Raw genomic sequence first — 20,695 nt, 5'->3', positions numbered from 1 at the left:
TGGCTCTGGTCGGTGCGGTTCGTGAGCGACACGATCGGCGCATGGACTACTTCTTCGGAGACGGCGTCGGTGAGCCGACGCAGTGGCAGGGCGAGCCCGATCTCACCCTCGGAATCGGCGCGCCGGACGCGCTGTGGCTGGACTTCGACGGCGATGGGTACGCCGACGACGCCCTCTGGGACTCGGACCTCGACGGCACGGCGGACCGAGTGGTGACCGATGTCGGTGCCGCCGGCCAGGTCGCCTACGCCGACGACGGCAACCGCGGCGTGTGGAACGTTCACGCGGGTGGCGTGGGGGCGCTCGCGGCGGGTTCTCTCGGCGCGGGGGCTGCGGGCGCGGGCTCGGTCGGCGCGGGCAGCGTCGGTGGTGGCTCGGTCGGCGCAGGGAGCGTGGGTGGTGGCTCCGTGGGCGCGGGCTCGGTCGGCGGGGGCTCGGTCGGCGGGGGCTCCGTGGGCGCGGGATCCGCGGGTCTCGGCTCCGTCGGCGCCGGCTCCCTGGCGGCCGGCTCGATCGCCGCCGGGGTACACGGATCGGGCGGTCTCGTCGAAGGTGCACTGGCCGCGGGGTCGGACGCGATCGCCGCCGGTACCCAGTCCCTGGGGGCGCTGCCGGACTGGGGCTCGCTGCTGTCCGATGCGATCGGCGCGATCCACCACGGCTCCGCGGCGGTCGCGGACTCGTCCAGATGGTCGACTCCCCCGGTCACCGAGCCCGCCCCGGGCCCGCCGCCCCCGCCGGTCCAGGGTGGGACCGTTGCTGAGCCGGCGGCCCCGGTCGTCGAGGAGGACGGATCGATCACGGTCGACACGGGGGGCGGCTGGCTGTCGGTCGCGGACGTCGACGGCAACGGTCGCCTCGACACCGCCCTGCCGTTCGAACCCCCGCGCATCGAGCTGCCGCACTTCGAACCGCCCCACATCGAGCTCCCGCATGTCGAGCTGCCGCACGTCGACGCGGGGTCGGTGGCCGGTTCGGTGGATGTCGGGGTCATCGACGCGGGCGCGCTCGGAGCCGGCTCCGCGGCCGCGGGTTCGGCAGCGGCCGGATCGGCTGCCGCAGGGTCCGCCGCGGCCGGGTCGGGCGGCGGGGGCTCAGTCGGTGCCGGAAGCGTCGGCGTCGGGTCGGTCGGAGCAGGCAGCGCTGGCGCGGGCTCTGTGGGCGCGGGCTCTGTGGGCGCGGGTTCAGTGGGTGGGGGCTCAGTGGGCGGCGGTTCGATCGCCGCGGGCTCGCTCGGCCTGGGCTCCTGAGCGGATGCCCACCACCACCGCGATCACGCCCGCGGCGGCGTACAGCACCGCCGGCACCAGCATCAGTGACACCGACCGGCCGTCCGCAGGCACGAGCGGAAGCACCGCGAGCATGCCCACGACGAACGCCGAGTTGAACAGCGCGTCCTGGAGGGCGAACACGCCGCCTCGGCGGACATCGGGGACGTCGGTCTGCATGGCATTGTCGGCGACGAGCTTGACCACCTGCGCCCCCAGACCGATCGCCACCGCGCCGACCACCAGGACCGTCGGGTCGAGGGTCGGTCCGACGACGAGCTGGGCGACGGCGGATGCGGTGGCCCCGGCGGCGACGACGAGGACGCGTCGGGCTCGGGCGATGGCCCACGGGGTGACGACCGCGGCCAGACCCATGCCCGCGGCCACGGCCGCCGACATCAAGCCGAAGCCGCCCATCCCGGCGACGACCGGACCGCCTGACCCGCCGGACTCGGCATCGCGCAGGAGCAGGATCGCCAGCATCGTCGTGATGCCGAACGCGACCCGCCCGAGCGTCACGCCGGTCAACGACACCCACACCAGAGCCGAGGAACGGGCGGCCCGGACGCCCTCGGCGAGCCCCCCGGCGAACGCCCGGACGGCACGGCGGGTCACGGCCTCGTCCGGGTGGCAGAGGCGCTCGTCGTCGTCGGGTCCCAGGTGGCGCGGCGGCAGGGCCAGGACCGCCCACACCCCCGCCAACGCGGAAACCACGGACGGCACGAGGGTCCACGAGACCGCGGAGTCGCCCGCGCCCAGGACGGCGAGCACCGCGAACGCCGCGACCGCGCCCACCGCGGTGATGACCGAACCGACCGTCACCAGCACCGAGTTGGTGGCGGCGAGGAGCCGGTCCGGCACCACCTTCGGCATCGCCGCGGTCATCCCGGTGTTGATGAGCCGGCCCAGACCGATCGCCACGAGGGACAGCGCGAACAACACCGCCAGACCCACGCCCGAGTGGACGGCACCGGCGGCGATGAGCGCGATGGTCGCCACGATCGCCAGGGTCCGCGCCAGGGCGGCGACGGCCACCACGACCCGGCGGTCCCACCGGTCCAGCGCGGCCGCGGCGAAGGGCCCGACGATCGAATAGGGCAGCAGCATCACCGCGAACCCGCCCACGATCGCCGCTGGAGTGGTACCGGACTCCGGGCTGAACAGCACGATCCCGCCGAGGGCGGCCTGATGGATCCCCTCGCTGAGCAACGCCGCCAACCGCGCCGTCGACAGCCGACCCAGACCATCGGACTCGCCCAGGGCGGCGGCCAGGCGGCCCCGTGTGGGTACGGCCGGATCGGTGGGCGGTGAGGTCACGAGAGTCACGGTAGTGCTCGCGGCCGGGCCACCGGCCACCGCGGCGGAACCCGATCGAGGGGACGCGCGTGTGGCCCGGCGACGGCGGGGGCATCATGGATACATGGACACGGGACCGGATGATCTGAGCGGCGGTGGACTGTTCGGCGACCGCCTCTACGACGCCATGGACAAGCGCGATCCCGTCGCCGGTTCACTGCTCATCGCCGCGCCCGACATGCCCGACCCGAACTTCCGGCGCGCGATCATCTACATGATCGAACACGACCATTCCGGATCGCTGGGCGTGGTGATCACCCGACGCAGCGAGACCGACGTCGAGGAGATCCTGCCCGCCTGGTCCGAGATGTGTGCTCCCCCGTCCGTGTTCCACATCGGAGGACCCGTCAAGCCCGACACCGGCATCGCCCTGGTCGTGTTGAGCGCCGGCGTCGACGGCCACCGGTTCAGCGGGCTCCAGCAGATCGAGGGCCGCGTGCACGTCGTGGACCTGGACAGCGACCCCGACCTCCTGCGGGAGCACATCGACGGCGTGCGGGTGTTCGTCGGGTACACCGGCTGGGCGCCGGGTCAGTTGCAGGACGAGCTCGACCGCGGCGACTGGTACGTCGCGCCCAGCCTGCCCAGCGACCTGCTCGCGCCCGCCCGCGTCGACGTGTGGGGTGCGGTGCTGCGCCGCCAGGAGATGCCCCTGCCCCTGTACGCCACATACCTGCAGGACGGCGACCTCAACTGACATAGAAGCCGTGCGCGATCTCACGATTCGGGACAGTGTTTCCGTATTGTGGGCAGTGGCATAAGCTCCTGCAGGTGGAGACGGTGGACGGTGAGTCGACGACGGTGACGGCCCGGCACTGGTTGGTGCTGGCCGTGGCCACGTTCGTCGCCGCGTCCGGATCGGCGTTCGTGATCGGCGTCGGCTTCCTGCTCCCCCACCTCACGAGCGTTATGGGACTGTCCCTCTCGCAGGGCGGGATCCTGGTCGCGATGCCGCTGGTCGGCATGGCCGCGGCGCTGATCGCGTGGGGCTGGCTCGTCGATCGTGCCGGGGAGAAGGTCGTCCTGGTCGCCGGGTCGGTCGGTGCCGCCGTCACCCTCGCCGCGGCTCTGTTCGTTGACTCGTTCGCATTTCTGGCGGCGCTGCTGCTGATCACGGGTGCCTTTACCGCCTCAGGTAACTCGGCGAGCGGGCGACTGGTCGTGAGCTGGTTCCCCGCGAACCGCCGCGGGCTCGCCATGGGCGTCCGCCAGATGTCGCAGCCGGCCGGATCCGCGGTCGCGGCCATGACCATGCCGCTGCTCGCGCAGTCGTACGGTCTGGGCGCGGCGTTCGCGCTCCCCCTGGCGATGGCAGCCGTTTCGGCGGTGGCGGCCCTCGTCGTCGTCACCGATCCGCCTCCACCCGAGGCCACGCGCGACGCGGGCGCCGAGGCGGTGAGTGGCGCGGCGACTGCCGCTGACGGTGAGGCGGTGAGTGGCGCGGCGACCGAAGGGTCGCCCTACCGCGGCTCCGGCTACCTGTACCGCGTCCACGGCGTGTCGGTACTGCTCGTGGTGCCACAGGGCATGCTGCAGGCGTTCCTGCTGACGTGGCTCGTGCTGGGGCACGGTTGGTCGGCGATGTCCGCGGGCGTCGTGGTGACGGTGAGTCAGGTGCTCGGTGCGGTCGCGCGGATCGTGGTGGGCGCGGTGTCGGACCGAGTGGGGTCCCGCACGACACCCATCCGCGGCGTGGCGATCTCGGTGACCGCCGGCCTGGCCGCGCTGGCGGCGGCGGAAGCACTGGGCGCGCCCGGGGTCATCGCGGTGACGCTCGGCGTGATCGCCACCGTGCTGTCGGTATCCGACAACGGCCTGGCGTTCACCGCTGTCGCCGAGTTCGCCGGGCCCCGCTGGAGCGGCCGAGCGCTCGGGGTGCAGAACACCACCCAGTTCGTGGCGATCTCGGCGTCCACACCCCTGGTCGCCGCCGTGATCGACGCCGTCGGCTACTGGCCGGTGTTCGCCGGCGCGGCCGTGATCGCGGCGCTGGCGATCCCGCTCGTGCCCGTCGCCGACCAGCGGCGGGCCTGACCGCCCCGCATCGCGTCATCGTCAGGGCGCAGGCGCGCCCCGGTACTGCCCCACCGACCACACGTTGCCCTCCGGGTCCCGCACGGAGAAGGTGCGATCCCCGTAGTCCGTGTCCTGCAGCGCCAGCACCACCTCCGCCCCGGCGCCCACGGCCCTGCGGTACACCTTCTCCGAGTCGGCGGTCACGACGTAGGCCAGACCGGTGCCGGGTGGCGAGGCGTGCGGATCGTCCGCGCCACGTCCCGCGTCACCCAGCATCACGCCTCCGCCCTCGGGCCACAGGAGCTCCGCGTGGGTCACCACGCCGTCCTCGGAGTAGCGCGCCGTCTCCACGAACCCCAGAGCCGCGACCAGCCAGGCGATCACCGTCCGGGAATCCGAGCACCGGAAACAGTGCCACACCGTCGGCGCGGGCGCGTCGCCCGACTGTTCGTCCATGGGTCGAGTCTGCGCCCGCCGGCCGGGCAGCGGAAGGCCTCTGTCGGGGGTGATGCGAAATCGTGGCTGGCTAGACTGCCCGGCGTGTCGACCAGCCTCTCCACCAGCGCAGGGATCCGCGGCGAGATCCGCAAGGGTCTGGCCGACTGCTCGACCGTCGGGCTCGGACTCGTGCCGCTCGGGCTGGCGTTCGGGGTGTTGATGACCCAGGCGGGGTTCGATTGGTGGTGGGCGCCCGTGTTCTCCCTGGTGATCTACGCCGGGTCGATGGAGTTCCTGGCGATCGGTCTGCTCACCGCCGTCACTCCCCTGTACTCGCTGGCCGCCGCCGCGTTCCTGGTGAATTTCCGGCACGTCTTCTACGGCCTGAGCTTCCCGCTCGAGGCCATCCGTTCACGGCTGGGTCGGCTGTACGCCGTGTACGCGCTCACCGACGAGGTCTACGCGATCACGTCGACCAAGCGGCGCGCGGAGATGAGCGGTCCGCGGACGCTGACCATCGCGATCACCTGCCAGTCCCTGTGGGTGATCCCGGGCGTGATCGGAGCGCTCGTCGGCACCGCCCTGCCCGAGGGGTTGGACGGGTTGCAGTTCGCGCTGACCGGGTTGTTCGCCGTGCTGGCCGTGGACGCGTGGCGGTCGTCCGGCGACCTGCCTGCACCGGTGATCGGCCTGGTGTGCGGTCTGGTCGCCGCCGTGGTGGCGCCCGACCAGATGCTCATCGTGGGCCTGTGCGCGTTCGTGGGCGTGCTGCTGGTGCGGTACGCGTGGCTGCAGCGGACCGGGCAGGCGGAGAACGCCGAACAGACGCAGCACACCGGGCGGACCGAGCGGCCCGGGAGTGATGTCGCGTGACCGCCGTCCCCGGGACCGCCTACCTCCTCGCCGGGTTGGGCGTTATGTTCCTCGTCACCGTGGCGCTGCGGGCCGCTCCGTTCGTCGCGCTCACCCGCCTCCGCGACTCGGGCGTCGTCCGCTATCTCGGCCGCACCATGCCGGCCGGCGTGATGGTGGTGCTGGTGGTCTACACCCTGCGCGACACCACCACGGCGCTCGGCTCGTGGGTGCCGGCGACCGTCGCGCTCGCGCTCACGTTGGGCGTGCACCTGGCGTTCCGGCGCGCCGCCGCGAGCATCGTGCTGGGCACGGCGACGTACATGGTGCTGCAGGCGTGGCTGGCCTGAGCGGGCTGGTCAGCTCGCCACGGGGCACACGCCCAGGTCGACCTTCCACTCGGTGAGGCCGTTGAGCCACCCGGAGCGCAGGCGCTTGGGATCGCCGAGCGCGGTGAGGTCCGGCAGGTGGTCGGCGACGGCGTTGAAGATCAGTTCGAGCTGCATCTTCGCGAGATTCGCGCCCAGGCAGTAGTGCGGGCCCTGGCCGCCGAAGGTCACGTGCGGGTTCGGGTCGCGGAGGATGGTGAACGTGAACGGGTCGTCGAAGACCTCCTCGTCGAAGTTCGCCGACCCGTAGCAGATCAGCACACGGTCGCCCTTGGCGATGGGCAACCCGCCGATCTCGGTGTCCTCCATGGCGGTGCGCTGGAACTGGGTGATCGGCGAGGCCCAGCGGAGGATCTCGTCGTAGGCGGTCTCGGGCCGCTCACGCTTGAACAGTTCCCACTGCTCGGGGTGTTCGAGCATCGCGACCATGCCGTGTGTGGTGGCGTTGCGGGTGGTCTCGTTCCCGGCCACGGCCAAGAGGGTGACGAACCAGCCGAACTCCTCGGCGGAGAGGTGTTCGCCGTCGACGTCGGCCTGGACGAGCTTGGTGACGATGTCGTCGCGCGGGTTGGCGGCACGGTCCTCGGCCATGGCGTTGGCGTACCCGATGAGCTCCATGGACGCGATGGCGGGTGCGTCGGGGTCACCGCCGGCGTCGTAGCTGGTCATGATGTTGGACCACTCGAAGATCTTGTGGCGGTCCTCCTGCGGCACACCCAGCAGGTCGGCGATCGCCTGGAGTGGCAGCTCGGAGGCGATGGAGGTGACGAAGTCGTCGGCGTTGCTCTCGGCGGCGGCGGTGACGATCTTGCGCGCCCGGTCGGCGAGTTCGTCGCGCATGCCGGCGACGCCGCGGGGGGTGAAGCCGCGGGAGATGATCCGGCGGTGCTTCTTGTGGATCTCGCCGTCCTCGTTGACGAGCATCGCGCGCTGGGCCTCGATGATCTCGCGCGGGGTGCCCTCGGCGAACCGCGGGATCATCGTGTTCTCCCCCGCGGAGAAGATCTCGCCGGTCAGCCGGGAGATCTCCTTGACGTCGGCGTGCCTGGTGACGAGCCAGTAGTGGTCGTCGTCGAACCCGTCGGAGCCGGGGCGCTTGTCCACGCGGTGGATGGGTTGTGTCCGCCGGAGCTGGCGCCACTCGTCGTGCGGGAGTCGCTTCTCGAACAGGTCCGGGTCGGTGAAGTCGAAGCCCGCCGGGATGGTCACGTCCATGGTGTCTCCTGGGACTGGTCGCCCACCGGCCCCCGGCGGGGATGAAACCGTGAATAGTGGTAACTATATACACGTGGCACTATCGTCGAGGGAAGTTCTCGATCGCGCGTTGATGCTCTCCGAGCAGATGGCCGGGCACATCGCGCGCGCGGCGGCGAACTACGGGTTGACGGTGCCGCGGCTGGAGTTGCTGTTCGTGCTGGGCCTGCAGGGTGAGTGCAAGCAGGTGGAGCTGGCGACGTACCTCGATTGCTCACCGCGCCAGGTGACGGCGCTGGTGGACGGCCTGGTGGCGAGTGGTCACGTGGAGCGAACGATGCCGCCGGATGACCGGCGGGTGCGGTTGGTGAGCCTGACGGAGAAGTCGCGACGGATCGTTGATGAGGTGGTGACGGCGCGCGTCGGCCTCGCCGACTGGTTGTTCGAGGGATTCGACGACGACGAGCTGCAGGCGTTCGGGGCGGTCGCGGAGAAGTTGATCTCGCGGATGAGTGGGCGGGCGCTGAGTCGGCTTCCGGAGCAGTGAGCCGGGCCCGCTCGTTGGATCACGCAGTGCAGGCGTAGCAGCCAGTGCCAGCTCGGGCGTATTCGACGAACCCGCGGGCGAGGTAGTTGGGGATGGCGGCGGGGGAGTCGTCGTCGCAGGTGTGAAGCCACACTCGACGGCAGCCCGGGACGTTCCAGGCGATGCGGCAGACCTCGGAGAGGAACCAGCCGCCCAGGCCGCCGCCGGCGAAAGCGGGCAGGATGCCGAAGTAGACGATCTCCACGTCGACTCCGTCACCGGCGGGTCCGATCCCGGCTGCGGTGGCAGCGTCGGCTGCGCTGTCGCAGGGGCTCATGCGCAGTTCTGCGTAGCCGACGACCTCGTCGCCCAGTCTTGCTCGAAGGGTGCTGACGCACGGGTCGGAGCAGTAGGAGTCCCAGCGACCCTGCGACCAGTCGAGGCGGTCGCCCCACTTCCAGTCGCTGCCGATCTCGCGGTACATCCGCTCATTGAAGGTGGGCTCGGCGGGAAAGACGCGCGTGATGGTGAGGTCGACGGGATCGGCCGGCCGTAGCTGATCCGCGGTGGTCTGCTGAAGGTAGGTCACGCTGGTCACCGCCCAATTGAAACACTGTGGCCCCGCTGGATCCGATCTGAGTCGGGATCCGGCGGGGCCGAGCGCTGATCGGCGGGTCAGTTCACTTGAATGTGCACGCCGGGGATGTTGAGGCCGTTGACGGCACCCGCGACCGACCCGACCGCATCGTTGTACATCTGGGCGCCGGCGTTCTGGAGGCCGCCGGCCACATGGGGATTGGTGCCGGCGGCGCCGGCACCGACGCCGAGCGCGCCGAGGCTGCCGGCACCGCCCAGCGCCGCCGCGGCAACGCCGGCGACCGCGGGCGGGCCGGCGGCGATGGCCGGCCCGGCCACGGACGCGGCAGCGGGTCCGAGACCGACGAGGGCGGCCGTGATCGTGGTCCCGATCGCGGCGATGGCGGCGAGGATTCCAGCGGGGATCATTGTGTTTTCTCCTTGATGTTCGGATTTTTCTCTGGCGAGATTCAGCCGAGGGTGACGTGCCGCGGCTGGATGGGTGGCTGAGGATTGACGGGTAGTAGTGGAATGTTGATCGGAGGCAGCTCAGGCGCTGCTGGCACTATCGGTGCGGGCGCCGGCGCCCGCGCTGGTGCGGGTGGCGGCACAGGCTGCGGCGCGGGAGCCGGCGTGTACCGAGGCCGCACGGGTGGTTGTACGGGCGCCACTGGCACGCGGACGGCGGGCGCGGGTGCGGAAGCAGGCGCCGGCCCGGGCGAGGGCCCCTCGGATCTCGAAGACTCCGGCGATTTGGCATCTACGCGTGCTGTCGACGTCGCCGGAGTCGATGTGGCCGCTGTGGACGTCGGGTCGGTTGTCGTCGGAGAGACCAAACCCGCTTGCGCGACGGAAGGATCCGCGCGGTGGTTCGTGGATGCTGAGGCGGTAGCCCCAGTCATCCATGCGATTCCCGCCCCTGCCGAGAACCCCAGCAGTGCCAGACCGGTCAGGACGGTGAGTGGAGCAGTGCGATGGAGCAAGACGGGCTTTGTGGCCAACGAGAACTCCTTCAATGCACCGGGAGGGGCCCGGGTCACCCCTCGACTCGCGTGAGCCGCTCAGCTCATGCCGCGTGAACGCTAAGGGTCGCCCCACCGCTCTTCAACGTTTTGCTCCCTAAGCAGCCTTCCGGACCGCACCCGTCCTGACCTGCTGATATGTCGCCAATCGCTCGCGCGGCAGAAAGGTGCTGGTAGCGGGATCGCGAATGTCATCCTCTGTCACATGTGGTTCAGGTGAAGATGTATATATCTGTGGGCGAGGTCACGCGCGAGGTGACTCGGTGAGACCACTTGCGAGGCCGTCTCGGATCAGTAGGGTCGCGCTCATGGTGAACGTACTGATGATCCTGTCCGCAGCCGACCACTGGACTCTCAAGGACGGTTCCCAGCACCCGACGGGCTTCTGGGCCGAGGAGTTCGTGGCCCCCTACGAGGTGTTCTCCGACGCCGGATGGTCCATCACCGTGGCCACGCCGGGCGGCCGCACCCCCTCCGTCGACCAGGCGAGCCTCGACGAGGGCGCGGGCGACCCCGAGACCCTGCAGCACGTCCGTGCCTCCCTCGACCGCCTCGCTCAGGTCCTCGAGGCGCCGACCGACCTGGCGAGCGTCGACCACAACGAGTTCGACGTGGTGTTCTACCCGGGCGGCCACGGCCCGCTGGAGGACCTCGCCGTCGACAAGACCTCCGGGGCGATCCTCCGGGAGCGCGTCAGCGGGGGCAAGCACGTCGCGCTCCTGTGCCACGCGCCGGCCGCGGTGCTCGCCGCGTCCGATGACCCGGCCTCCTCTCCGTTCGCCGGCTACACGATGACCGGGTTCTCCAACGACGAGGAGGAGCAGGTGGGCCTGGCCGCCAACGCGCCCTGGCTGCTCGAGGACAAGCTCGTCGAGCTGGGAGCGAACTACTCCAAGGCCGCCGAGCCGTGGAGCTCGCACGTGGTCGTGGACCGAAACGTCTACACCGGCCAGAACCCGCAGTCTTCCGAGGAACTGGCCAAGCGCATCGTGTCCGACCTCGGCTGACCCGGTGCCGGTGCAGCACACCGTCGACCGCGACGCCGTCATCGGCGGCCACCGGATCGAGTTCGGCGTCCACAGCGAGGGCGAACCCGTCGTCCTCAACCACAAAACGCCCTCGTCGTCGGACATCTAGCGGTCGTGGTGCCCGGTCGCACCGAGGCCGGGTACCGCACCCACGTCTTCGGGCTGCTGGGCTACGGACTGTCCGAGCACCGCGAGCACTTCCGCGACTGGCTACTGTCCACGCACGGCGACCCGGAGAACTTCGAACCCGACGCACTCCACGCCCACCGCGACTTCATCAGCGGACCGATCGGCCGGACGAGCTTTGTCCGGCACCGGGTCGCCCACTGCGACCCCCGGCACGCGCGCGAGATCACGATCGTTTAGTGGAGTTCCTCGCCGCCGGGCGCAGCTGGTCTGTCAGTGCTCCAGATCCGCGAGCATGGTGCCCTTCGGGGTCAGGGCGAACACCACGAACGCGAACGTCAGCAGGATCGCCCCGCCGATCAGTCCCGTCACCCCCAGTCCGGAGGTGAAGGCCTCGCCCGCGCGGACCGCAAGGTCCGGTAGTCGAGCGGCCTCGGCCACGGCCACGGCCCCGCCCAGCGAGTCGCGGGCAGCCTCCGTCGCCTCCTGGCCCAGGACCAGTGCTTCGGCCGGGGTCCCGAGCTCCCGACGGTAGAGGAACGAGGCCAGAGAGCCCAGGAGGGCGATGCCCAGGACGGCGCCGAACTCATACGCCGTGTCCTCCATGGCGGCGGCGTTTCCGGCCTTCGACCGCGGGACACCGCCCATGATCATGGAGGAGGCCAGCGCGAGCGCTCCGATCCCGGCCCCGATCAGGGCGAGGGCGATGAACACCGAGGTCAGGTCCAGGTCCTCGCCGCGGAGGCCGAGGAAGACCATGCCGGCGCCGGTGACGAACAGGGCGAGGAAGATCGTGGAGCGCATGCCGATCCGCTCCGAGGCCACCGGCGCCAGCAGCGAGGTGACGGCGGCGGCCAGCGCCAGCGGCATGAGCTGCAGGCCGGACTCGAACGCACTCGCGCCGTTGACCAGCTGCAACCACTGGGCCAGCAGCAACAGGCCGGCGGACATGGAGAAACTCGCGACGAGGGCAGCCAGGACGCCGGCCGAGAAGATGCGGTGGCGGAACATCGTCACGTCCAGCAGTGGCGAGTCCGAGCGCAGGCAGCGCCGGACGAACCAGGACAGCGCCCCCAGGCCCACGGCGAGGGCGATCCACGCCGGGACGTAGGTCATCGACGCCTCCTCACTGAACTTCTTGACGGCCCAGATAGTGGTCGACATCCCGATGAGGGTCAGCGCCGCGGCGAACGGGTCCCAGGGTCCGGGCTCGGGGACGCGGGATTCCGGGACGGTGACGACTGCGCTGACAAAGGCGATGACCATCATCGGCACGCTCACCAGGAACGCCGCCTGCCAGTGGAACGTCTCCAACAGGAACCCGCCGAGCAGCGGGCCCACGGCGGCGCCGATGCCGGCGACGGCAGCCCACACGGCTAACGCGGTGGCGCGTTCACGGGTGTCGGTGAAGGTCACTCGCAGCAGCGACAGCGTGGACGGCATGACCATGGCCGCGCCGACGCCCAGGAGAACGCGCAGCGCGATGACGTACCCGGGGGACTCGGCGAGCAGTACCAGGGCAGAGGCGAGTGCGATGAGCACGTACCCGGTCATGAGCATCCGCTTGCGGCCCCAGCGGTCGCCGATGGAGGACATGGAGATGAGCAGACCCGCCATGACCAGCGAGTAGGCGTCGATGATCCACAGCTGTTCCGAGGCGGTGGGTTGCAGGTCGGCCGACATCGCGGGGATCGCCACGTTGAGGATGGTCATGTCCGTGGTGATGGCCAGCAGGGAGAAGGCCAGCGTGGCCAGGCCGAGCCAGCGACGCGACGGGTCGTAGGAACCCACGATATGCGGGTCGGCGTGCATCGCGTCGCGCGTAGGGGCGGTGGTGCCGCTCATGCGGAGGGGTCCTCGTCGGGTGCGTCGGTGATGTCGGGCATGGTGGTCAGGGCACGGATCGTCGCCTCGAGGCGGACGGCATCGGGCGGGGTGACGGTGAGTGCGGTGTTGATGTAGACCCCGTCCAGGCACATGGCCAGCATCTCGGAGCGGGCGCGCCCGAAATAGGGGGCGAGGAGCTCGGTCAGGCCGGTGTACCAGCGCAGGGCGAGATCACGGAAGTCCTCCTCGAACAGGCCCGCGTACTCGAGCGAGCACTCCGCCAGCACCGTCTGATGATCGGAGAGGTCAGCGTTGGCGGCGGCGGCGAGGTAGGCGATGGGGTCGTCGGTGACGGCCAGCCCCTCGGCGAGCTCGGCGAGGTCGCGGTCGACCCGGTCGGCGAGGTACTCCAGAGCGTGGCGGCGCAGGTCGTCGATGGCCGCGAAGTAGCGGGTGGTGGTGCCCACGGCCACGCCGGCCCGGGCCGCCACCGCGCGGTGCGTGAGCGCCTCCACGCCGTTCTCGGCGATGAGGTCGGCGGCCGCGCGCCCGATGTCGCGGATGCGTTTTTCGGGGTCGCGGGTGCGTCCGGAGGCTGTCACGAGATCTCCCATCGTTGCCGTACAAAAGTACGCGTACGAATGTACAGCAGTCTCCCGCTGGCGTGAAGCCGGCAGAAGGGCCTGACTGACTGAATGGGCAGCGCGGCTCAGGCGGGCGTCGCCTCGGTCGCTCGCCCGTAGCGACCGGCCAGCCACGCACACACGATCAACTGGATCTGGTGGAAGAGCATGAGCGGCAGCACCATGAGGCCGATCGGCTGCCCGACGAACAGCACGGCGGCCATCGGCAGTCCGGTGGCCAGCGACTTCTTGGAACCGCAGAACTGCACGACGCGCTTGTCGCGGTCCTCGAAGCCCAGGGCGCGGGAGGCGAGCTCGGTCAGGCCCAGCACCACCGCGAGCAGGACGCAGCACGCGACGAGCAGCCACGCGAGCTCGGCGGCGCCGATGGTCGACCAGATACCGTCGGCCACCCCGTCGGAGAACGCCGCGTAGACCACCAGCACGATGACGGTCTTGTCGAACAGGGCGATCCGCGTGATCCTGCGGATGACCGGCAGAACCCACCGCCGCAGCAGCTGACCCACCACGAACGGCAGGAGCAGCTGCAGCGCGATCGACCCCACCGAGTCCCACGTGATGACCACCGACCCGTCCGTGGTCATGAGGGCGAACACCAGCAGGGGAGTGACGAATACGCCCAAGAGGTTGGACACGGACGCCGACACCACGGCGGCGCTGACGTGCCCGCGCGCGATCGCCACGAACGTGATGGAGGACTGCACGGTCGACGGGACCAGCGTGAGGAACAGGAACCCCGCTGCGAGCGCCGGGCCGAGTACGGGCGTCAGGATCCACTGCCCGAGAAGGCCGAGCAGGGGGAACAGCAAGAACGTCGACACGAGAACCACCGAGTGCAGCCGCCAATGCGTGAGGCCGACCAGCAGTTCGCGGGGCTCGAGTCGCGCGCCGTAGAGGAAGAACAGCACGGCGATGCCGATGGTCGTCACCCAGTCGAGGGCGTCGGCCGCGCCGCCGGTGGCGGGCAGGAACGCGGCGACGACCACCGCGGCGAGGATCGCCAGGATGAACGGCTCGACCCGGAGACGACGCAGAAGGCCCATCCCCCTATTGCATCACTCGCGCCGCGCGAGGCGCCCGATAGGCTCGGGTCATGACGGAGCACGCCGGATGACGGAGCAGGGGTGGCGGCCCAGGGCGCTGCGGGACGGCGAGGAACCGGATCCTCGCTTCACGCTCGCCAACGAGCGCACGTTCCTGGCGTGGATCCGCACGAGCCTCGGGCTGACGGCAGGGGCGGTGGCGCTGGAGGCGTTCGCGGGTGACGAGATCCCGGAGATCATCCGCACCCCGCTCGCGTGCATCCTGTTGGTGCTGGCCGGGCTGCTGGCGATCGTGGCGTTCCGGCGCTGGATCCGGATCGAGTCGGCCATGCGACACCAGCGGCCGCTGCCCATGCCGCAGGCGTCGATCCTGCTGGTGCTCGGGATCGCGGCGGGCGCGGTGGTGTTGATCGTCGCGATTCTCAGCGGGACCTTCGGGTGACCTCTCCGCGCCCGCGCCGCATCGGCGTGGAGCCCGCGGCGGTCCCGCCCGACGCCGGGCTCCAGTCCGAGCGCACCAGCCTGTCGTGGGCCCGCACCTGGGCCGTGGTGGCGGTGAACATCATCCTCGTCGCCAAACTGGTGGGGGAACTGTCGTGGGCATGGGCGGCCGCGTTCTCGGCGCTCGTGGTGGTCCCGCTGCTGGCCCTTCTGCGGGTGCAGCGTCGGCACGAGCAGCGGGTGGACCGGTTCGTCCGCGCGGGCGAGGTCGAGCAGACGCAGGCCCGCCACAACATCGGGCTGGTGGCCCTGGTGATCGTCATCGCCGCCTGCGGGTTGGCCGCGATCGTGGTGACGTCCCTCCAGTGACCCGGCCGGGCGTCGACCGCCGATCACCCTCGCCGGCGCCGTAGGGACAGACCTCCGCGGACGTGGACGCAGCCAGGCAGGGAATGGACGTAACCATGTAGGCGAAACGGCCGCCAGGCCGACATGGTTGCGTCCAAAACGCCCCTCGCTGCCCCGCGCCGCCTGCCGCCCCGCGCCGCCCCTCGCTGCCCGCGCCGGCGGCGCGGGCGTCAGGTGTTCTTCATGCGTCCGCTCAGCGCGTCACGCAGCCGGTCGACCATCCCGACGCCCGCGCCGATCGTCTTGTGGAACAGCTCGGAGTGGGGGGCGCTGGGGTGCGGCCGCGTGGGGGCGATCTGCTTGGCGGCCTCGACCTTGCGTCCCAGGTCGAGCAGCGTGTCCCTCGAGAGGTGCTCGCGCAGCTTGGGGAACTGGTCGGACTCCTCGTCGTCGGCGTGGTGGTCGAGCAGGCCCTTGAGCTCGCGGACGAGGCCCATGAACTCGGCCTCCTGCGCGTCGACGTTCTCGAGCTTCTTCATCACCACGACGATCTCGTCGTGCTCTTCCTTGTCGTGCTCGACCTCGTCCTTGCCGCCGGGGATCTCGCGTTCCATGACGGGGTAGACGAACATCTCCTCGGCCACGGAGTGGCGCATGACCTCGGCGGTGACGGCGTCGGCGAGGGCGCGACGCTCGGCGGGGTCGGTGGTGGCCTCGATCTGGTCGAGGAGCTCGATCATCTCGCGGTGATCGGCGGTGAGGATCTCGGTGACGTCCCGGGTCGTGTCTGTGGCGGCCATGTCGGTCTCCTTCCACGGTGGCGACTGATGTGTCCCACACCGTAGGGGCGACCGTGGGGCCGGGCCACCGGTCCGCTCAGCGGGTGGCGCTCTCCGTCTCGCACATGCCCTGGAGGGCGCACGAGCCGCATCCGCCGGTGACGCCGCAGTCGGCGGCGGGGTCGCCGGGGGCGCTGGGCCCCGCGTCGGTGGGGGAGCAGGCGCCGGCGGGGGAGTCGGCGGAGCCGTCCGCGCAGCCGGTGTCGGCGGCGTCCGTGCCGGAGTGACCGCCGCAACCGTCGGGGCCGCAGCCACATCCGGCCTGGTCACCGTCCTCGGCGGCGGCCCAGATCGCCGCCGCGCGTGCCCCGGCGAGGCCGGCGACGCTGAGCAGGGCGAGGGAACCGACGACGGAGACGACGACGACGAGGCCGCCCACCCATCCGCCGATCAGTCCCAGGGCGAGCGCACCGAGCAGGAGCACGAGACCGGAGCCGAGGAACGCGGGACCGGCGGCCCGGTTGGCGAGTTCCCACGCCTCGGGGGAGCGGCGGGTCTCCGGCGTGCGGACGCCCAGGACCCCGTTGCCGGGGAGCCTGCCGACCAGGGCAGCGACGCCGGTCCCGGCGATGACGAGGGCGAGCCCCGCGAGGAGCACCATGACCACCACGGACACTGCGTTCACGCCCCTGAGGGTACGCCCGCGCCGGCGGATCGCCGAGTCGCCTCAGCCCCGTCGGCGCCCCGCACCTTGGCGAGCAGCCGGGCGAGCTCCCGCTTGTCGTCTTCGCCGAGGCGGTCGAGGAATTCCCGACGCACGGTGGCGACGTGGTCCGGGGCGGCCTGCTCGATGGCCCGCATCCCCTCGCCGGTAGCGGAGACGAACGCGCCCCGGCCGTCCTCGGGGCAGGTGGTCCGCTGCACGAGGCCGCGCTTGATCATCCGGCTCACCTGGTGGGAGAGGCGGCTGCGCTCCCACATGAGGACGTCGGCGAGGGCGGTCATGCGCTGCGGGCCGTCCGCCTCGCTCAGGTAGACGAGCACTTCGAACTCGGGTTCGGTCAGGTCGGACGAGGCCTTGAGGTCTCGCTGGATCTCCAGGTGGAGGCGGCCCTGGACGGCGAGGTAGTCCCGCCACAGGGCCTTCTCCTCGTTGTCCAGCCATCGCACCTGGTGATTCCGAGCCTGATCTGCCATAGCCCCACTATAGCGGCATAGTTGACACGACACGTAATGAGTCGGCGCCCCCGGGGCCACGGCCGCCACCGCCGTCGTCGGCGTGATCGAGCTCGTGGGAGGCATCCTGCTCGTCCTGGGACTGCTCACCCCCCCTGGTCGCCGTCCTCGTCGTCGTCATGATTGGCGCGTTCTTCACCGTCCACCTCGGCTCCGGCGTCCACGTCTCCGACAACGGCCGGGAGCTCATCGCCGTGGTCGGACTCGCCGCCGCCGTCTTCGGGCTGGTCGGCCCCGGCCGCTACAGCGTCGACGCGGTCCTCGCCCGTGGGCGCGCGGACCGCGCCTGACCTGATCCGGCGCGGCACCCGACCCGATCCGGGGCGGCCACCACCTGATCCACGCCACCCGGCACGCGGCCGGACGCCGCCACGCGTCCGGCCGCGCGGGTCCGACGCTGACGCGGCCCCGCCCCGGCCAGGGTTTAGGCTGGACACGGCCTGCGTGCGGGCACCGGCGAGACCAGGGAGAGCAGACGACGTGAGCAGCAGCGACCAGAGCGCCACCGGCGCGCAGCCCGAGACCGCGGCGGCGTCCGGGAGCGGGACCCAGCCCGAGGGAGGGCCCGCCCACCGCTACGGCGCGGCGCTCGCCGGCGAGATCGAGTCCCGCTGGCAGCGCGAATGGTCCGAGCGCGGCACGTTCGAGGCCCCCAACCCCGTTGGTCCGCTGGCCGCGCCCGACGGCGAGCTGCCCGCGGACAAGCTCTTCGTCCAGGACATGTTCCCCTACCCGTCCGGCGCCGGGCTGCACGTCGGCCACCCGCTGGGTTACATCGCGACCGACGTGTTCGCCCGCTACAACCGGATGCTCGGCACCAACGTGCTGCACACCCTCGGCTACGACGCGTTCGGCCTGCCCGCCGAGCAGTACGCCGTCCAGACCGGACAGCACCCGCGCGTGACCACCGAGTCCAACATCGCCAACATGGAGCGCCAGCTCGGCCGCCTCGGCCTGGGCCACGACCGCCGCCGCGTCTTCGCCACCACCGACACCGACTTCTACCGCTGGACCCAGTGGATCTTCCTGCAGATCCACGGCTCCTGGTACGACCCCGACGCCCCCGCCCGGACGACCGACGGCGGCGACCACCCCACCCGCACCGGCCGCGCTCGGCCCATCGCCGAGCTCGTCGAGCAGTTCGCCTCCGGTGCCCGTCCGCTGGCCGCCGGGCTGCCCGCCGACCTCGCCGCCGATCTCGCCGGCCGCACCTGGGGCGAGCTGACCCGCGCCGAGCAGGAGAAGGTCCTCGACGCCCACCGGCTCGTCTACCTCTCCGACTCCACCGTCAACTGGTGCCCCGGGCTCGGCACCGTCCTGGCCAACGAGGAGGTCACCGCCGAGGGACGGTCGGAGCGCGGCAACTTCCCCGTCTTCCGCAAGAACCTCAGCCAGTGGATGATGCGGATCACCGCCTACGCCGACCGCCTCGTCGACGACCTCGACCGGCTCGACTGGACCGACAAGGTCAAGTCCATGCAGCGCAACTGGATCGGCCGCTCGCAGGGCGCCCGCGTCCGGTTCGCCGTGGCCGAGGCGTCCATCGAGGTGTTCACCACCCGCCCCGACACCCTCTTCGGCGCCACCTACATGGTCCTGTCGCCCGAGCACCCGCTGGTCGACGAGCTCGCCGGCCCGTTCTGGCCCGAGGTCCCGGCCGGCGCACCCGGCTCGGCCCCCGGCGAGTCGACCCACGGCGCCCTCGACCAGCGCTGGACCGGCGGACACTCCTCGCCCGCCGAGGCCGTGTTCGCCTACCGGCGCGCCGCGTCCATGAAGTCCGAGCTCGAGCGCCAGGAGAACAAGGACAAGACCGGCGTCTTCACCGGCGCCTACGCCGTCAACCCGGTCAACGGCGAGCAGGTCCCGGTGTTCGTCGCCGACTACGTCCTCATGGGCTACGGCACCGGCGCCATCATGGCCGTGCCCGGCCACGACGCGCGCGACCACGAGTTCGCCGTGGCGTTCGGGCTGCCCATCCGGCAGGTCGTGGCGCCCGCCGACGGGCGCGAGCTCGACGTGCAGGCCGAGGCCTACGCCGGCGACGGCGTGGCCGTGAACTCCACCAACGACGAGGGGCTGTCCCTGAACGGCCTGGGCGTGGACGAGGCCAAGGCCGCCACGATCGCCTGGCTCGAGGGGGAGGGCACCGGCGAGGGCACCGTCCAGTACAAGCTGCGCGACTGGCTGTTCGCCCGCCAGCGCTACTGGGGCGAGCCGTTCCCCGTGGTCTACGACTCCGACGGCGTGCCCCACGCGCTGCCCGAGGAGATGCTGCCCGTCGAGCTGCCCGAGGTCGAGGACTACAAGCCCGTCTCGTTCGACTCCGACGACGCCGACTCGGTGCCGTCCCCGCCGCTGGCCAAGGCCACCGAGTGGATGACGGTCGAGCTGGACCTCGGTGACGGGCTCAAGACCTACACCCGCGACGCCAACGTCATGCCCAACTGGGCCGGTTCCAGCTGGTACCAGCTGCGCTACATCGACCCCACCAACTCCGAGCAGCTCTGCGCGATCGAGAACGAGCGCTACTGGACCGGCCCGCGCCCCGAGATCCACGGTGCCGGCGACCCGGGCGGCGTGGACCTCTACGTGGGCGGCGTCGAGCACGCCGTGCTGCACCTGCTGTACTCGCGGTTCTGGCACAAGGTCCTGTTCGACCTCGGCCACGTCACCAGCGAGGAGCCCTACCGGCGCCTGTTCAACCAGGGGTACATCCAGGCCTTCGCCTACACCGACTCCCGCGGCGTCTACGTACCCGCGGCCGAGGTGACCGAGCGGGACGGGAAGTTCTACTGGACTGACGCCTCCGCCGGCGCGGACGCCACCGAGATCGAGGTGTTCCAGGAGTACGGGAAGATGGGCAAGTCGCTCAAGAACTCCGTCTCCCCGGACGAGATCTGCGACTCCTACGGCGCCGACACGCTGCGCGTGTACGAGATGTCCATGGGCCCGCTCGACACCTCGCGTCCCTGGGCCACCAAGGACGTCGTGGGCGCGCACCGGTTCCTGCAGCGGCTGTGGCGCGTGGTGATCGACGAGTCCACCGGCGAGGTCCGTGTGACCGACACGGATTCGACCGACAGCGCACCCGGCGAGGACGTGCTCAAGGCGCTGCACCGCACCATCGCCGGTGTCCGCGACGACTACGCCGGCCTGCGGGACAACACCGCGATCGCCAAGCTCATCGAGTACGTCAACACCCTGACCAAGGCGTACCCCACCGAGGGCCCGGGCGCCCCGCGCTCGGTCGTCGAGCCGCTGGTCCTCATGGTCGCGCCGGTCGCCCCGCACCTCGCCGAGGAGCTGTGGGCCCGGCTCGGGCACACCGGCTCGCTGGCCCACGGCCCGTTCCCCGAGTACGACGAGTCGTACCTGGTCGAGGACTCGGTCGAGTACCCGGTTCAGATCAAGGGCAAGGTGCGCTCGCGCATCACCGTGCCCGCCGACGCCTCGCCGGTCGACGTCGAGGCCGCCGCCCTGGCCGATGCCAAGGTGCAGGAGAACCTGGGCGGGGCCGCGCCCAAGAAGGTCATCGTGGTGCCGGGCAAGATGGTCAACATCGTGCCCTGACCTCGAATGCGAA

24 protein-coding genes are annotated in these 20,695 nt (G+C 71.1%); 13 read left to right on the top strand and 11 right to left on the bottom strand.

Features of this window, described 5'->3' with window-relative positions:
• The first annotated feature begins 41 nt into the window (after positions 1-41).
• Positions 42-1,250, top strand: a complete 1,209-nt coding sequence (locus VYL96_RS16755; RefSeq protein WP_131885634.1) for a hypothetical protein — start codon at positions 42-44, stop codon at positions 1,248-1,250.
• Here VYL96_RS16755 and VYL96_RS16750 read toward each other — a convergent pair.
• Positions 1,200-2,585 carry an MFS transporter gene (locus VYL96_RS16750; protein ID WP_131885635.1) on the bottom strand — a complete coding sequence of 462 codons (1,386 nt, stop codon included), beginning with the start codon at positions 2,583-2,585 and terminating at the stop codon, positions 1,200-1,202. The two genes, VYL96_RS16755 and VYL96_RS16750, sit on opposite strands and share 51 nt — an antisense overlap.
• Positions 2,586-2,688: 103 nt before the next feature.
• On the opposite strand from VYL96_RS16750, the gene VYL96_RS16745 reads away from it, so the two are divergent.
• Positions 2,689-3,321, top strand: coding sequence for a YqgE/AlgH family protein (locus tag VYL96_RS16745; RefSeq protein WP_063935467.1), 633 nt, complete (start codon positions 2,689-2,691; stop codon positions 3,319-3,321).
• Positions 3,322-3,395: 74 nt separating this feature from the next.
• The gene (locus VYL96_RS16740; RefSeq protein WP_243699657.1) at positions 3,396-4,658 is read left to right on the top strand and encodes an MFS transporter; all 1,263 of its coding nucleotides are present in this window, start codon (positions 3,396-3,398) and stop codon (positions 4,656-4,658) included.
• A gap of 21 nt (positions 4,659-4,679) precedes the next feature.
• Here the strand turns inward: VYL96_RS16740 and VYL96_RS16735 are convergent, their stop codons facing one another.
• Positions 4,680-5,096 carry a VOC family protein gene (locus VYL96_RS16735; RefSeq protein ID WP_063935468.1) on the bottom strand — a complete coding sequence of 139 codons (417 nt, stop codon included), beginning with the start codon at positions 5,094-5,096 and terminating at the stop codon, positions 4,680-4,682.
• Between the two features lie 84 nt (positions 5,097-5,180).
• Here VYL96_RS16735 and VYL96_RS16730 point away from each other — a divergent pair, with 84 nt between their 5' ends.
• Together VYL96_RS16730 and VYL96_RS16725 are read left to right on the top strand one after the other, a co-directional pair.
• Complete coding sequence (locus VYL96_RS16730; RefSeq protein ID WP_063935469.1) at positions 5,181-5,951, top strand: AzlC family ABC transporter permease; 771 nt, start codon at positions 5,181-5,183, stop codon at positions 5,949-5,951.
• Between the two features lie 44 nt (positions 5,952-5,995).
• Complete coding sequence (locus tag VYL96_RS16725; protein ID WP_061913514.1) at positions 5,996-6,280, top strand: branched-chain amino acid transport AzlD family protein; 285 nt, start codon at positions 5,996-5,998, stop codon at positions 6,278-6,280.
• 9 nt (positions 6,281-6,289) lie between these two features.
• Here VYL96_RS16725 and VYL96_RS16720 read toward each other — a convergent pair whose 3' ends face one another.
• Positions 6,290-7,534, bottom strand: a complete 1,245-nt coding sequence (locus tag VYL96_RS16720) for a cytochrome P450 (protein ID WP_131885636.1) — start codon at positions 7,532-7,534, stop codon at positions 6,290-6,292.
• Positions 7,535-7,607: 73 nt separating this feature from the next.
• Between VYL96_RS16720 and VYL96_RS16715 the strand changes: the two genes are divergently transcribed.
• Positions 7,608-8,060 carry a MarR family winged helix-turn-helix transcriptional regulator gene (locus VYL96_RS16715; protein ID WP_243699658.1) on the top strand — a complete coding sequence of 151 codons (453 nt, stop codon included), beginning with the start codon at positions 7,608-7,610 and terminating at the stop codon, positions 8,058-8,060.
• Positions 8,061-8,079: 19 nt separating this feature from the next.
• Here VYL96_RS16715 and VYL96_RS16710 read toward each other — a convergent pair whose 3' ends face one another.
• Together VYL96_RS16710 and VYL96_RS16705 are read right to left on the bottom strand one after the other, a co-directional pair.
• Positions 8,080-8,637 carry a GNAT family N-acetyltransferase gene (locus VYL96_RS16710; protein WP_063935471.1) on the bottom strand — a complete coding sequence of 186 codons (558 nt, stop codon included), beginning with the start codon at positions 8,635-8,637 and terminating at the stop codon, positions 8,080-8,082.
• Positions 8,638-8,714: 77 nt separating this feature from the next.
• A complete protein-coding gene (locus tag VYL96_RS16705; protein WP_061228383.1) occupies positions 8,715-9,044 on the bottom strand; it encodes a hypothetical protein in 330 nt (109 codons plus the stop codon).
• Positions 9,045-9,945: 901 nt separating this feature from the next.
• On the opposite strand from VYL96_RS16705, the gene VYL96_RS16700 reads away from it, so the two are divergent.
• From VYL96_RS16700 to VYL96_RS16690, 3 genes are read left to right on the top strand one after another with little or no spacing between them, the layout of a single operon-like run.
• A complete protein-coding gene (locus tag VYL96_RS16700) occupies positions 9,946-10,644 on the top strand; it encodes a type 1 glutamine amidotransferase domain-containing protein (protein WP_131885637.1) in 699 nt (232 codons plus the stop codon).
• A 4-nt stretch (positions 10,645-10,648) separates the two neighbouring features.
• On the top strand, positions 10,649-10,774 hold the full coding sequence (locus VYL96_RS16695; protein WP_259842282.1) for a hypothetical protein: 126 nt from the start codon (positions 10,649-10,651) through the stop codon (positions 10,772-10,774).
• Between the two features lie 5 nt (positions 10,775-10,779).
• Positions 10,780-11,031: a hypothetical protein gene (locus tag VYL96_RS16690; RefSeq protein WP_329438347.1), complete on the top strand. Its 252-nt coding sequence runs from the start codon at positions 10,780-10,782 to the stop codon at positions 11,029-11,031.
• A 33-nt stretch (positions 11,032-11,064) separates the two neighbouring features.
• Here VYL96_RS16690 and VYL96_RS16685 read toward each other — a convergent pair whose 3' ends face one another.
• The 3 genes from VYL96_RS16685 to VYL96_RS16675 all read right to left on the bottom strand — a co-directional run bounded on the left by VYL96_RS16685 (position 11,065) and on the right by VYL96_RS16675 (position 14,305).
• Positions 11,065-12,636, bottom strand: coding sequence for an MFS transporter (locus tag VYL96_RS16685; protein ID WP_243699659.1), 1,572 nt, complete (start codon positions 12,634-12,636; stop codon positions 11,065-11,067).
• The gene (locus tag VYL96_RS16680; protein ID WP_165928466.1) at positions 12,633-13,220 is read right to left on the bottom strand and encodes a TetR/AcrR family transcriptional regulator; all 588 of its coding nucleotides are present in this window, start codon (positions 13,218-13,220) and stop codon (positions 12,633-12,635) included. The genes VYL96_RS16685 and VYL96_RS16680 overlap by 4 nt, the downstream gene beginning before the upstream one ends.
• 107 nt (positions 13,221-13,327) lie before the next feature.
• A complete protein-coding gene (locus VYL96_RS16675) occupies positions 13,328-14,305 on the bottom strand; it encodes a bile acid:sodium symporter family protein (protein WP_063935474.1) in 978 nt (325 codons plus the stop codon).
• Positions 14,306-14,372: 67 nt separating this feature from the next.
• Between VYL96_RS16675 and VYL96_RS16670 the strand changes: the two genes are divergently transcribed.
• Complete coding sequence (locus tag VYL96_RS16670; protein ID WP_007632656.1) at positions 14,373-14,747, top strand: YidH family protein; 375 nt, start codon at positions 14,373-14,375, stop codon at positions 14,745-14,747.
• Entirely contained in the window at positions 14,744-15,115 is a 372-nt protein-coding gene (locus tag VYL96_RS16665; RefSeq protein ID WP_131885640.1) for a DUF202 domain-containing protein, read from the top strand. Before VYL96_RS16670 ends, VYL96_RS16665 begins: the two co-directional genes overlap by 4 nt.
• Positions 15,116-15,324: 209 nt before the next feature.
• Here VYL96_RS16665 and VYL96_RS16660 read toward each other — a convergent pair whose 3' ends face one another.
• From VYL96_RS16660 to VYL96_RS16650, 3 genes are all read right to left on the bottom strand, one after another.
• Positions 15,325-15,894, bottom strand: a complete 570-nt coding sequence (locus tag VYL96_RS16660) for a hemerythrin domain-containing protein (RefSeq protein WP_061228377.1) — start codon at positions 15,892-15,894, stop codon at positions 15,325-15,327.
• 76 nt (positions 15,895-15,970) lie between these two features.
• Positions 15,971-16,558: an SdpI family protein gene (locus VYL96_RS16655; protein WP_131885641.1), complete on the bottom strand. Its 588-nt coding sequence runs from the start codon at positions 16,556-16,558 to the stop codon at positions 15,971-15,973.
• A complete protein-coding gene (locus VYL96_RS16650) occupies positions 16,555-17,070 on the bottom strand; it encodes a MarR family winged helix-turn-helix transcriptional regulator (RefSeq protein ID WP_061228375.1) in 516 nt (171 codons plus the stop codon). The genes VYL96_RS16655 and VYL96_RS16650 overlap by 4 nt, the downstream gene beginning before the upstream one ends.
• A 158-nt stretch (positions 17,071-17,228) precedes the next feature.
• Between VYL96_RS16650 and VYL96_RS16645 the strand changes: the two genes are divergently transcribed.
• Entirely contained in the window at positions 17,229-17,399 is a 171-nt protein-coding gene (locus VYL96_RS16645) for a DoxX family protein (protein ID WP_165928467.1), read from the top strand.
• Positions 17,400-17,589: 190 nt separating this feature from the next.
• Entirely contained in the window at positions 17,590-20,682 is a 3,093-nt protein-coding gene (locus VYL96_RS16640; RefSeq protein WP_131885642.1) for a leucine--tRNA ligase, read from the top strand.
• Positions 20,683-20,695 lie beyond the last annotated feature (13 nt).

Source organism: Dietzia maris (assembly GCF_036287335.1).
Taxonomy (GTDB): Bacteria; Actinomycetota; Actinomycetes; order Mycobacteriales; family Mycobacteriaceae; genus Dietzia; species Dietzia cinnamea.
This window is presented reverse-complemented; position numbering and strand designations above follow the sequence as displayed.